Below are 13548 nucleotides of genomic sequence, written 5' to 3' on the forward strand. Positions count from 1 at the left end.
CACCTCCGGAAAATTATTTTCATAAACATCTTAACAACCGCTTTCATTTATGTCAATATAATATTGAATCGCAATGATGGTATAATGTTTAAAGTTAAGAAGGGAGATGAAGCCGTTGAATTTCGAAAATAGGATTCAAAAATATAACGCTGTACTGACCGAAAGCGATCGAAAAATTACAAAGTATCTACTTGCAAATAAAGTTACTATACGTGATAAAACCATTATCGATTTAGCAGAGGAAATTCAAGTATCTCCAGCTAGTATAACTAGGTTTTGCAAAAAAATTGATTTCAGCACGTTTCAGCAAATGAAATACTCCTTAATCGGCACAAGTACAGAGAATAAGAAAAGTGATCATACATTCGATACAGTCTATAACTATTATCAGACGATTATCAAATCAACCCAGCAATTTTTCAGCGAAGAACAAACAGCTAGAATTGTGAATCTCATTTTAGACTCAAATAAGGTATTATTTTGTGGAATTGGCAACTCCGGATTGGTTGCACATGAGTTCAACAGCAGAATATATCGAATGGGAATCACTTCAGAATCTGTAACGGATGCACATGATCTGTTAATGAAAAGCAGTCTACTAAAAGAAAATGATTTGCTCGTTTGCTTCTCGAATTCCGGAAAAACAAAACCTATTATTGACTCAGCAAAAATAGCAAAATCCAATAAGGCAACCATTATGGTTGTAACCAATTTTGAACAAACAGCTTTAACCAAACTCGCAGACGAGGTTGTTCTCATCTCAAGCTATAAGTACATTGATGATGCGAAGTTCATTAATTCTCAATTACCAGGACTCTTCCTGCTTGATTTACTAACCTACAAATTACTTAACCATGAAGATTTAATGCGTGCACGTCAACGAACATTAGATGCCATTGAGAAATATAGTTAATGAATAGGCTTGAGTTCTGAAAACTAAATTATGAGATACGAAAATAGCTGCTAGCATGATCTTCTACAAAATTCAAGAAATGTTGACGTTTAAACGAGTAAAATAAGGCGTGGGAGCTAACACTGAAAAAAGTGTAAACCCAACGCCTCTGTTCACTGCGATATCCTGCATCCGCGACAATGTGTTCCGGCAGTTCGAAAAAGTTTTCTTCAATCGAGTCGAGAAAAGATTGGGAATATAATGCGGACGAAGATACCTTTTTGGGCCCAAATAGACGAGAAGTACGGTTTAGCCATCATTAAACACGAACAGACAGGTACGGATTCACCCGTGAATTTAAAGTGTACGAATGTGAGGACTGTTCGGGCTGTCTACTCCGCGATTTATGCACGAAGGCAAAAGAAGGAAACAACCGAAAAGTCTACAAATTAATGAAAAGTGGAGTCCCAAAAAGAATATATACGTACGAAGTTTTCAGACGAGAAAACTGGTAAAATTTACGGAAAACGTAAAATCGACCTAGAACCAGCATTCGGTTTCCTGAAGGCTAATTTGGGTTTCACTCGTTTTTCCGTCAGGGGAAAACAGAAAGTGAAGAATGAATTAGCCTTTGCATTGATGGCGGTGAATTTGAGTAAAAACGCCACCATGAACGGAAAATCGTGCCGGGATAGGAAAAATCACAAAAAAAGGTTCCAAGCAAATTTTTATTGCTTGTCTACGAAGGACTAATGATGCTTGCTGCAAAAAATAGAGCAATAGCAATGGTAAAAGTAATAGCCATTGTTATCGCTCTATTTTTAATCCTGTGAATTGACACTGCGAGTTTTCGGCATTTGTCCAAATTCGAGCAGTAAAACTGCAGTGATCAACTTAGGTAACTAATGGACTCTGTTAACCTTAGATTAAAGCCAGTTCTACAATGGCCCGAGCTGCAGACATTTTGCCGAAATGTTCGACAGACATTACCGGCTCTCCTCCTTCAACCTGAGTTTCCTCAACCGACGAACTACTTCATCTAATCGCTCTTTACTAACCGTTAAAGCAATTCGAATATAACCTTCACCTGATGGTCCAAAAGCTGTTCCTGGAGTAACAATCACTCCAGCCTCCTCTAGCAGTTTGTTAGCAAAACTGTTCGCTGTAAATCCAGTGGGAACCTTCGCCCAAAGAAAAATGGTTCCTCTCGTTTTTTCTGTAGAAATCCCTAATTCGTTCAGCGCTGTGTATAGCTTCTCCATCCGCTCTTGATAAATGGCATTATGCTCCTTGACTGCGGATAAATCACTCCGTAACGCTGTAGCCGCAGCCTTTTGTACAGCAAGAAACTGGGAAGAATCAATATTACTTTTCAAAGTGGCCAAGGCTTGAATGACATGCTTATTTCCAACCACATAACCGATTCGCCAGCCTGTCATATTAAAGCTCTTTGATAATGAACCAAATTCCACTGCATAATCCTTGGCGTCTGGGACTTGCAGGACACTCGGAGCTTTATAACCGTCAAATGTTATCAGATTATATGCCGCATCGCTCGCAAGCAAAATTTTATTATTCTTTGAAAAAGTTGCTGCTTCCCGAAACGTGTTTAATTCAACAGTGGCACCTAGCGGATTGCTTGGATAATTTAACATCAAAAGTTTGGCCCGTTGCTTGTTCCTTTTAGAGATCCTGCCAAACTCTGGAATATAACCCTTTTCTTCATTTAAAGGCAATAATATACTTTCACCACCAGCCAAAAGGACCCCTTTTTGATATACTGGATAGCCCGGATCAGGGACAAATACCGCGTCACCCGGGTTTAAAACCGCCTGAAACAGATTAACAATCCCTTCCTTCGAACCGATTAGTGCCAAAACCTCTGTATCGGGATCCAGATCAACAGCATATTGTTTTTTATAAAATTCCGCAACCGCCTCTTTAAATTCAGAACAGCCACTGTACGGGGAATAACGATGGTTATCAGGATTCTTTGCCTCAAGCACGAGCCGCTCATAAACAAAATCGGGTGTAGGTAAATCAGGAGCACCAATCCCTAGATCAATAACATCGACTCCCTCTTTCTCGAGTTCCGCTTTTTTACGTTGGAATTCGGAAAATACGTAGGCTGGTAAACTTTTCACCCTATCCGCTATCGTAATCATTTTTTACCTCCCAAATAGGTCATTCTTTTCTTATTTCTATCGTATTGAAGGTATCGCTTTTTTAGAAGAAAAGGAAAGAACAATCCTCTTCTAGAAACTCCACTTTTCAAAGTTTTGTAATACTCCTAAGCTTTCCAACATAATTTGTAATAACTTGGATAGCTTGCCTTTTCTATGAGTTAACAAAGAACGTTTAAAATGTGGACAAAATAAAGAGGAAAAAGGGGATCGATAAAGTTGAGAATAAAGAATTTAATTTATTTTTTATTGTTGATGGGATGTATATTACTCATACTTGCTGCTTGTGGAGAGGGGAAGAAAAATATAGCAATTGGTCCTCCAGCAAGTGAGACGAATACGGCATCAAGTTTAATTCTTGATGCATATGGGATCGGTGATGGTGATTACAATGCGTATCAAGAAGGATTTGGTGATGCGGCAGATGGCGTACAGGATGGAAATATTGATATATCAATTGGTATTTTAGGCTTGCCTGCAGGTAACATTGAAAGCCTGCAAGCATCTGTTGGGGATGTGAAAATGCTAGGACTCTCGGATGAAGCGATCGCACATATTGAGGAAAATAGTGGGTACAAACGTTTCACTATTCCACAAGATACGTACGATTTTCTTGAATCAGATGTTGAAACTGTTACGGCCTATGCAATTCTAATGGCAAGCACCGATACAATTGATGAAGAGCTTGGTTATGAGCTTGCAAAAAGTATGGTTGAGAATGCGAACGAAAATACACATGCACAGTCTGAACATATGACATTAGAAAATGCTCTTCTTGGGGCAGAGGGACTACCAATTCATCCAGGTGCAAAACGTTATTATGAAGAACAAGGCTTAACAGTAGACAATCCTGTAGCAGAATTAAATACAACGGAAGCGAAACCTGAGCTTATATTAGGAACGGGCAGTCAAGGCGGCACCTATTATCCTCTTGGAGGAGAAATGGCTAATATTTGGAATAACCATATCGATGGCATCAATATAACGAATACGGAAACTGGGGCATCGATTGAAAACCTTGTTGGAATTCGTAACGGGGATATTGACCTTGGTATGACCGTTCATGTTCCAGCACAAGCTGCAATTAATGGGGAAGCGGATTTTGAAGGAGAGAAAGTTGAGAACGCCGCTTTTATCGGTCATATTTATCCAGAGGTTATTCAAATTATAACCCGTGAAAGTACTGGTATCGAGAGCCTTGATGACTTTTAATTTCATCATTCGCAAATGTTGGGGGATCTTTTAACCAGGAAGGTCCCTCATCGTTTAGCTTCTCCGTAAGGGTGTGATTAGATGAAAGAAAACCAAGAAATCAACGTAAAGGAAATTTTAGAGAAATACGATAAAGAAAGTAATTTCCGTGAGAATATTGGAAAATGGGCATGGATTGTAACATTTTTAGGTGTTGCCTTAACCGCTTTCCATTTATATACAGGATACTTTGGAAACCTCCCATCCCAACAGCAAGGTGCTGTCCACCTTGGGACTGCACTTGGTATTATCTTTTTGCTTTTCCCGGCAAAAAGTGGTCTGCAGAAATTACAGAAGACGGTTCCATGGTATGACGTTCTTCTCGCATTTTTGGCCATGTATGTGACTTATCATAAAGTCATCTTTTTTGATTCAATTCTCGAGAGTCGGATTGCAGGCTACAGTATGCTCGATACAATCATTTCCATACTCGGTATCTTTCTCTTACTCGAAGCAACCCGTCGTACAGTTGGTTTACCAATTGTAATTGTAGCTGGAGTTACGTTACTTTATGCTTTATTTGGTAATATCATACCAACACAGATCTTGTCTCATCCTGGTTTTGCTTTTGACCGCTTGGCAACAGATTTATGGTATAAGGAAAGTGGTGTTTTCGGGACACCCATTCAAATTTCAGCTAAGTTTATTTTCCTCTTTCTGTTTTTCGGTGTAGTCCTCGTACAAACAAAGATTGGTAAATTTTTCAATGACCTTGCATTCGCGTTAACAGGGAGATATACAGGCGGAACGGCAAAAGCAGCCGTCGCGGCTAGTGCATTGCAAGGAATGGTTTCTGGAAGTTCTGTTGGTAATACCGTCGCTTCCGGTTCCTTTACCATTCCGATGATGAAGAAGGCAGGATTTAAACCAGAGTTTGCTGCGGCAACAGAAGCATCAGCGTCAACAGGTGGACAAATTATGCCTCCAGTAATGGGAGCCGCAGCATTTATTATGATGGAATACTTAGGCGTGTCCTACGCAACAATCATGATTGCTGCTGCAGTTCCAGCTGTCTTATATTTTACAGGGATATTTATCGGAACACACTTTGAGGCGAAACGATTAGGTATTGTTGGTCTGCCAAAGTCAGAACTCCCGAGTTTCCGTAAATTAATGATTAAAAATGGATATATGCTTTTACCATTAGTCGTCGTCATCGGCACAGTCATGATTGGGTTCACCCCACAGCGGGCTGCTTTACTAGGGATTTTGTCAGCTTTTTTGATAAGTTTAGTTAGAAAAGAAACGAGGCTCAATTTTAGGCAAACGATTCATGTACTTGAACAAGGAGCGCGTGTCGCTTTACCGGTAATAGCTGCAGTTGCTACGGCTGGTATTATTGCTGGAGTAGTCAGTATCACCGGCCTCGGTTCTAAATTTGCTTCCGGTATTATTGCATTATCAAGTGGACATTTATTTTTAGCGCTATTTTTCACGATGATCGCTTGTCTGATTCTTGGAATGGGATTACCGACAACGGCTAATTACGTGGTAACAGCAACAATTGCAGCACCAGCACTTATTAATGAATTCGGTGTAGCGCCAATCGCTGCGCATATGTTTGTCTTTTACTTTGGAATTGCAGCAGATATTACACCACCTGTCTGTCTTACCGCATATGCTGGAGCGGGAATAGCGAGGGCGAATCCATTTAAATCCGGAGTCATCGCAGTGAAGCTCGCAATTGCGGCATTTATTATACCGTATATATTTGTTTATGATTCAATTCTCGTTCTAATAGATGTTACACCAGTAAGGCTTGTCATTGCTCTTGCAACAGCATTATTGGGTATGATCGCTGTTAGCAGTGCAGTCATCGGCTTCTTTGTCCGGAATTCTTATTCTTGGGAGCGGATCATTCTTTTCGTCGCTGGTATTATCTTGATCGTTCCAAATATAATGAGCAGTACGATTGGTTTAGTTTTAGTATTAGGGATCTGGTACATTCAAAAACGACGTAAGGACGACAATGGAAATATGGGGATGAATGTGTCGGTATAAGAAAGTTTTAAAGTACCAAAATAACAAATTGACAAAAACGGATTAAACAATAAAAAAATAACGGAAAAAAAGCTAGAATTGGTGATCACTACCTTCATCTTTTCTAGCTTTTTGTAACAACAACGAAGGACAACACATCCCCCCTAAAACATCTCTCCTGCTATCCAATGAATTGTAAAATTTTTAGGTACCTTAGTCCTAATTCTTCGCACTCGATTGTCGAATGAATCCACTGACTTTTTATATCTCTTCCCCCTTCCTTTGCCAATCCAGTACCTGAAGCTTAGTTATATTCTCCCTATCTTGCCCAAAAGTATCATAAATGTCCCGAATAAAACTTTTTTTCGTCAAAGTGTGCAATTTTAGGTTTTATAGAAATTATTGTAAATATTTATTATAATTAACTAATTGAAGCCTGTTTAAGGTTGTATTATAATCATCAATTTTGCCTTTATTAATATAGAAAGGAGGAAAAAAGGATGGAAGAAACCACAATTTCTGATGGGAAACATTGTGAGTTCATGTGGGCAAATAAATTTATAGCAGAAAATGAATTAATTTTCCGGAATCGTTTAATAAAGTCATTTTTGCTTAAGAAGGAAAATTACTTTTTGCTAAATCAATCCATCCGCCATCCAACGCCAGAAACGAATAATGCTTTAGATAAGGCATTCCAAGATCATTTTGCCGAGATCAGGTTAATTAGTCAATTATCAAATGAATTGAGAAGACATGCCATTCGTTATGACAAGAAGGTTAACTTGTACAGAAGAAGTCAATTACTAATTTTGGACCAGCCAATCCATGACGAAACAGAGAATAGCATATCTTTCAAAGATGTTATCACAGATAAGCATGCTATCCCTGTTGATGAAGCGGCGCTAGAAAATAACCAGGATTTGCAATGCTATCTTGAAAATCCAACTCTATTTCAAGCTTTTTCTTCCCTTACTTCCAGGCAGAAACAAATTTTAAATCAAGCGTATCTTTTCAAGATGTCTGATACAGAAATTGCCGCTAAAGAAGGTGTATCCCAGCAATCCATTTCCAAGACGAGAAACAGAGCTTTAAGGGAGCTAAGAAAACAACTATTGGCAGAGGAGGATAAAACATGATTGATATCTCTGCTCTTTCCGGTTTGATTGATATGATAGAAAATGTTGGATTCCCCGTCATCGTGGCTTTGTTTTTATTAATACGCTATGAAATCAGGATGGAACGTTTGGAAAAACACTCTAAAGATTTATCAGATACAATCAACAAATTAAGGAGGGATCTTTCATGACGAGTCTCATTGATCTAACGAAAAAAGTGCAAAAGTACAATGATGCCGAATCATTAGAAATTGTTCTTACCCTGTTCGAACCTAAAATCAGAGCATCATTAAAAGAAACCTCACCACAGGAACAAGTCGATTTATATCAAGAACTAAAAATTAGAGTAATAGAAATCATTAGGAAGTATGACTACAATAATACGTACGGTTTTTGGGAATTTACCAATCGTCTAAAAGAACTGCATGTAGTTGAACAGACAGCAAAAGAAAATTCTGATCATCCAGTTAAAAATTCATGATAGGGGGATAGGATACAAATTCTATATAATCATAGGGTTATTAAATTCATTTGTCATCAGCCACTAAGTCCCGTTCCCTTTCATCTTCCAGGGAACGGCTACATAAAGCAAGTCTCCTCAAGCATTCTTCAAGTGGAGATGAATGCCCCATGCTTCTTTGTTTCTCTTGCTTTCTACTCTTATCGTCAATTGTTGTACATGCTCAAGTCTCATTCTAATAGATCAGGAATATTCCCTCGAGTCATTCCTAAACCAATGAAAAAGGGAGAACGTATTGTCCTCCCTTTATTTAAAATTTATCCTTCCTGAACAACTTCTGTTGAAGAGTGTAATCGGTGGTTTTTCGCCATTTCTACGGCACGTTCCGCGTCAATATATCCCCATATATCATCGAGAATCGGGTGGGCAGTAGCTTTCAGAATGCTCTTTACATCATTTGGACTAAGATCCGGATTCGCTTCAAGCATAAGAGCAATGACTCCTGCGCAAATTGGGGTTGCCATCGATGTACCTGATAACTCAATATATTTCTCATCCCTAATCATCTCTGGCAATTCCGATTCGATGCTTGAGCCTGGTGCAAGCAGCGATACAATATTGGTTCCTGGTGCATAAATGTCAGGCTTGACGAACGAATCAATTGTAGGTCCTCTACTGGAATAATCGGCTATTCGGTCGTCTGCCCGGTCTAATGTGTTCTGATCATCTGTTGATCCCACCGTTATAATGAACGGATCAATTGCTGGCGTACTGATTGTTGTTTGATCAGGACCATTATTTCCAGCAGCGGCACATACAACGATTCCTTGATGCCAAGCAACTTGAGCAGCTAAACACAACGGATCATCCCTGAAAGACTCGTAGGCAGGAGCTCCGAGTGAAAGGGAGATAATTCGAATACGATGCTCTTCTTTATGTTCCATACACCATTCCAGACTTTCAATAATCGTTGACAGCCTGCCTTCACCTTGTTTATCTAACACTTTTAATCCAATGATCGAAGCTTCTGATGCAGGACCCGTATATTTCCCATTAGAAAGACTGCCATTTCCAGCAGCATTTCCTGCGCAGTGTGTTCCATGTCCATTATCGTCATATGGATCTTCTTTCCCATTTATAAAATCATGGAAAGCTATTATTCTATTTGAGGGTTGAACAAGGTCGTCATGTGGATGGACACCTGTATCAATCACAGCAATGGCAATCCCTTTCCCTGTTAAACCTAACTGCTCTCGCACCTGAATCGCACCTATTTGTTCACTGGCGATATCCAGAAAAGATGTTACAATCCGGTCGTAAAAAATCCGTTCTACTGCTTCATGATCCTTAATCTGTTTGATTTTATCAGGTGTTAAATGGCCTTTTAATCCGTTAATACTGGGTAATCCTTTACTTAGTTTGTTAGGAGAATCCTTGTTACATATTTTGAGGAGGTCATCTTTTTTATCCTGCTGGCAATTCTTTTTCAGATAAAGGATAATGGGAATCTCATTGCTATTCGTCGATTTCAGGTTTACTTTTTGAATATCCCGTAAATGTTCCACTAAGCCTGGATCTAATTTAGACTCTGCATTTTCATACCATACCTTTTTTTGATTGCTCATGTTATTCCTCCTTTGTTATAAACCTATCCCTCACCAATAGTCAAACTTTAAATTGGGGCACCCTTATTGACTATAAGGGCACCCTTTCGTTCTAAATAACAACGCACAGCTAAAATTAAATGATCTTATTCTAAAATACGCTCCTCCGGTAAATAGTTGCAGGTTTTCGAAACAACCTAAGGAATTCCAGGTAACTTAGTACTCCTTTGACATTTCCCTCTAGATAATAGAAAATGGTATAGATATTCTACATGAGAGGAAGTTTTATTTGGAGCAGCAAGAGCAATTTTCATCCAGGATAGGATTTATTTTATCGGCCGCAGGGGCCGCAATTGGCCTTGGTGCCATTTGGAAATTCCCATACATCGCAGGACAAAATGGCGGTGGCGCATTTCTCATTATTTTTCTTTTGTTTACCGTTATACTCGGCCTTCCCTTACTGTTAGCCGAATTTACGATAGGTAGAACAGCACAGCAAGATGCCGTTCGTTCTTTCCAGGTAATCGCTCCCGGAACAAAATGGTATTTTATCGGAATTCTTGGCATGATCAGTGTTTTTATTTTACTTTCCTTCTACAGTGTTATTGGCGGTTGGATCATTACATATCTATGGAAAGTCGTGACTGGAGGATTAACCGGTTTAAATGAAGTTCAATATGCAGAGCTGTTCGCAAATACAATAGCGAATCCAGCGATAAGTATCGGTGCGCAACTGATATTTATCATCATGACCATTTTCGTTATTAGTAGAGGCGTACAAAATGGAATTGAGCAAACAAATAAAATCATGATGCCAGCACTTGCGATCCTTTTCATCATTCTCGTAATTCGCTCGGTCACCCTTGATGGTGCTTCTGCAGGTGTTGCTTTTCTATTTCAACCTGATTTATCAAAAGTGACATCAAGCACAATTCTTGAAGCTATGGGACAATCCTTCTTCACGTTAAGTGTCGGTGTTTCCGTCATGATTACATACAGTGCTTATTTGTCAAAAGACCAGAGTCTGCCAAGTTCCGCTGTATCGATTGTCGTTATGAATATAATGGTTGTTCTCTTGTCGGGTCTTGTGATATTTCCTGCAGTATTCTCGTTTGGAATGGAGCCGGATGCAGGGCCGACCCTTTTATTTAATGTGCTTCCTACGATTTTCAGTCAAATGCCAGCCGGGATGCTGTTTTTCGCAGCGTTTCTCATAGTCTTTTTATTTGCGACCTTAACATCGGCTTTTTCCATGCTGGAAATTATTGTAGCCGTCATTTCCAAAGGCGACCCTGTAAAAAGGAAAAAATGGGCCTGGATTGTCGGATTAGCAATCTTTCTCTTCGGTGTACCGTCTGCACTCTCTTTTGGTATTTTGAGTGATGTTTCGTTATTCGGCAAATCAATCTTTGACTTAGCGGATTACACCGTGAGTAATATTTTGCTGCCAACGGGGGCATTATTCATCGCAATTTTCGTATCTGTTAAAATGAAAAAATCAGCGATGTACGAAGAATTAAAACGGGGCAGCAACTTAATGTACGGCATCTTCCAAGCTTGGTTCTTCCTCGTTCGCTACATCGTTCCAGCGTTGATTATTTTTGTCATGCTCGATGTACTTGAAATCTGGTAAGGCCGCGAAGCAATACATGCCACTTTCTAAATTTTATCGCCGTATTTCCGTATAGTAACTGTATAAATAGTCAAAATAAAAAGGCATAGATTGATACAAATATACGGAGGTGCAGCATGAATAAACCATACCGGTGTCCAAATTGCAAAACAAACAGATCGCGCTTTAACCTGATCGAACAGACCGCAACTCCCGTCAAACTCGATGCAAAAACGGGTGAAATCTTAGAAGAATATACGAGTGAAGATACGCTTCTTTTTCACCAAGCTTATAATGGACCGCAATACAGAATTCAGTGCGGGGTATGTGGATTAATTGAAAATGAAAAGATGTTTGAACAGTTTGCGGAGTATGATGGGAATTGAGTATTTGGTGTCTGGCAGAACTCAAATTTTGCAAGAATATATTCTTCCGCCAAACACCTCCAACAGAAAAATGGTAAACTATATTATGATATGGTTTACCATTTTTTTGAGGTGTCTAACTCCTCAACTAGGAGGTCTATCCCATGCTCCAACAATTAAAAAAACATTTTCCTTCCTTACAATCTTATAAAAAAACACCAACGGAAATCGATGATAAACTGACATGGTTTATTGCAGAGAATGGCCAAATTATCAGTATCGATCCGTCCGAAATCACTGAAAAGGATTCCGCTTTATTACATATCTTTCTAAAACCGTACCAACATAATTTTCCGCCTATGACGAAAGCAGAAAAATTATGGCAGCAATACATTCAAGCTGACGGTGAGCTACCGATAATAGAAAACATGTTTCGCCTAATCTTTTTCCAAATCCCGCCAGATCAACTACAACCAGCAGACTTCAAGGACGCCCTTAATCAATTATTTGAAAAAGAGATGATTATCCTATGGGAAAGTGAAACGGAAGGAGTCATTGTTGATAAAGAGCTCACCGACTATGAAGAAGATATTTCATTAGAGGAAATCATCGACATTTTAATGAGTGATCTATACATAAAAATCCGCTTTTTCGTGAGCCCATATCTTACGGAACTCCGACAAGCGAAACATTATTATAACCAATTAACTTCTCAAGCAAGCATTGTCTTCTCCTACTCGGAGCATAATGTGATTTCTTATATAGAAGCAATTCCTTACCTGCTTATCGATCAACTAACACCGAAATTAAGAGACGATCTGCAGCAGCTCATCCCACAGGAATTTCAACACGATAAGGGGTTCCTAAAGATGATGGAAGTTTTTCTGAAAAGCAATTTAAATGTTTCAGTAGCGGCTAAAAAGCTATATATGCACCGTAACAGTTTTCAATACCGAATTGAAAAGTTCAAGGAAAAAACGGGTCTCGATATCCGAAATTTCCATCATGCACTAACTGTTTACCTGGCTTTATTGGTCAAGTGAATCCATTTGTAAAGTTGCCTAAAACATGTCCAAAGCTTTGTGCACGTTTACCATTTAATGAGTAATCGTTCTTCACTATAATGAAATCAGTGAATAAAACGTTTTCATATATTTGAAGGAGGATCTCATAATGGCTGAACTCGTATTAGAAAATATTCAAAAGAAGTATGATAAAGATGTCGTAGCGGTTAAAGACTTTAACCTGCATATTGAAGATAAGGAGTTTATCGTATTCGTTGGACCATCCGGCTGCGGTAAATCTACTACACTACGAATGATTGCAGGTCTAGAGGAAATCACGGAAGGAAACCTGTACATTGATAATAAGCGGATGAACGATGTTTCTCCAAAAGACCGTGATATTGCAATGGTTTTCCAAAACTACGCCCTCTATCCGCATATGAGTGTATACGATAATATGGCATTTGGATTAAAACTGCGGAAATTTAAGAAGGCGGAAATCGATAAGCGCGTAAATGAAGCAGCTAAAATTTTAGGCTTGGAGGAATACTTAACTCGTAAACCTAAAGCACTTTCTGGTGGTCAGCGTCAGCGTGTTGCATTAGGACGAGCCATTGTCCGCGATCCGAAAGTGTTTCTCATGGACGAACCTTTATCAAACCTTGATGCTAAATTACGTGTCCAGATGCGTACAGAAATTCAAAAGCTGCACAGGCGTCTGCAATCAACTACTATTTACGTTACACACGATCAGACGGAAGCAATGACAATGGCTACCCGTCTCGTTGTTATGAAGGATGGAGAAATCCAGCAAATCGGTTCTCCTGAAGAAGTGTATAAGAACCCTAATAACGTATTCGTCGGTGGCTTCATCGGCTCACCAGCAATGAACTTCTTTACAGGCATCGTGAAGGATTCTTACTTTACCATGGGGGACGTGAAAATAAAAATTCCTGAAGGCAAGCTGAAACCATTAAAGGATAATGGCTACCTTGATAAAGAAGTCATTCTCGGTGGTCGCCGTATCATTAAAAAAGATGAACTTGTCTTTCTAGAGGCAAATCTAGAGTCTACGATATCTG

General features: G+C 39.2%; 12 protein-coding genes and 1 pseudogene. 11 read left to right on the plus strand and 2 right to left on the minus strand.

Going from position 1 to position 13548, the window contains the following annotated elements:
• The first annotated feature begins 115 nt into the window (after window positions 1-115).
• Both IEX94_RS03940 and IEX94_RS19635 read left to right on the plus strand, forming a co-directional pair.
• A complete protein-coding gene (locus IEX94_RS03940; RefSeq protein WP_188856125.1) occupies window positions 116-913 on the plus strand; it encodes a MurR/RpiR family transcriptional regulator in 798 nt (265 codons plus the stop codon).
• A 305-nt stretch (window positions 914-1218) separates the two neighbouring features.
• Window positions 1219-1645, plus strand: a pseudogene (locus IEX94_RS19635) (transposase); the annotation flags it as partial.
• A gap of 233 nt (window positions 1646-1878) precedes the next feature.
• On the opposite strand, the gene IEX94_RS03955 reads toward IEX94_RS19635, so the two are convergent.
• Window positions 1879-3057: an LL-diaminopimelate aminotransferase gene (locus tag IEX94_RS03955; protein WP_188856128.1), complete on the minus strand. Its 1179-nt coding sequence runs from the start codon at window positions 3055-3057 to the stop codon at window positions 1879-1881.
• A 237-nt stretch (window positions 3058-3294) separates the two neighbouring features.
• On the opposite strand from IEX94_RS03955, the gene IEX94_RS03960 reads away from it, so the two are divergent.
• The 5 genes from IEX94_RS03960 (at window position 3295) to IEX94_RS03980 (ending at window position 7902) form a co-directional block, all read left to right on the plus strand.
• Window positions 3295-4287: a TAXI family TRAP transporter solute-binding subunit gene (locus IEX94_RS03960; protein ID WP_229782553.1), complete on the plus strand. Its 993-nt coding sequence runs from the start codon at window positions 3295-3297 to the stop codon at window positions 4285-4287.
• Window positions 4288-4368: 81 nt separating this feature from the next.
• Window positions 4369-6327 carry a TRAP transporter permease gene (locus tag IEX94_RS03965; RefSeq protein WP_188856129.1) on the plus strand — a complete coding sequence of 653 codons (1959 nt, stop codon included), beginning with the start codon at window positions 4369-4371 and terminating at the stop codon, window positions 6325-6327.
• A gap of 479 nt (window positions 6328-6806) precedes the next feature.
• Window positions 6807-7442 (plus strand): sigma factor-like helix-turn-helix DNA-binding protein, encoded by a 636-nt coding sequence (locus IEX94_RS03970; protein WP_156856393.1) that lies wholly within the window; start codon window positions 6807-6809, stop codon window positions 7440-7442.
• Window positions 7439-7612 carry a YvrJ family protein gene (locus IEX94_RS03975; protein ID WP_188856130.1) on the plus strand — a complete coding sequence of 58 codons (174 nt, stop codon included), beginning with the start codon at window positions 7439-7441 and terminating at the stop codon, window positions 7610-7612. The genes IEX94_RS03970 and IEX94_RS03975 overlap by 4 nt, the downstream gene beginning before the upstream one ends.
• Window positions 7609-7902, plus strand: a complete 294-nt coding sequence (locus tag IEX94_RS03980; protein WP_156856391.1) for a helix-turn-helix domain-containing protein — start codon at window positions 7609-7611, stop codon at window positions 7900-7902. The genes IEX94_RS03975 and IEX94_RS03980 overlap by 4 nt, the downstream gene beginning before the upstream one ends.
• Before the next feature lie 296 nt (window positions 7903-8198).
• Here the strand turns inward: IEX94_RS03980 and IEX94_RS03985 are convergent, their stop codons facing one another.
• Window positions 8199-9506 (minus strand): S8 family serine peptidase, encoded by a 1308-nt coding sequence (locus IEX94_RS03985; RefSeq protein ID WP_188856131.1) that lies wholly within the window; start codon window positions 9504-9506, stop codon window positions 8199-8201.
• A gap of 268 nt (window positions 9507-9774) precedes the next feature.
• On the opposite strand from IEX94_RS03985, the gene IEX94_RS03990 reads away from it, so the two are divergent.
• The 4 genes from IEX94_RS03990 to IEX94_RS04005 all read left to right on the plus strand — a co-directional run.
• A complete protein-coding gene (locus IEX94_RS03990) occupies window positions 9775-11118 on the plus strand; it encodes a sodium-dependent transporter (protein WP_188856132.1) in 1344 nt (447 codons plus the stop codon).
• A 116-nt stretch (window positions 11119-11234) separates the two neighbouring features.
• Window positions 11235-11483 (plus strand): DNA alkylation repair protein, encoded by a 249-nt coding sequence (locus tag IEX94_RS03995; RefSeq protein ID WP_156856388.1) that lies wholly within the window; start codon window positions 11235-11237, stop codon window positions 11481-11483.
• Between the two features lie 143 nt (window positions 11484-11626).
• Entirely contained in the window at window positions 11627-12505 is an 879-nt protein-coding gene (locus IEX94_RS04000; protein WP_188856133.1) for a PucR family transcriptional regulator, read from the plus strand.
• Between the two features lie 130 nt (window positions 12506-12635).
• Window positions 12636-13548 (plus strand): ABC transporter ATP-binding protein (locus tag IEX94_RS04005; RefSeq protein WP_229782554.1); only part of this gene is annotated, 913 nt, incomplete at its 3' end.

It is taken from the genome of Oceanobacillus indicireducens, assembly GCF_014647195.1.
GTDB lineage: Bacteria > Bacillota > Bacilli > Bacillales > Amphibacillaceae > Oceanobacillus > Oceanobacillus indicireducens.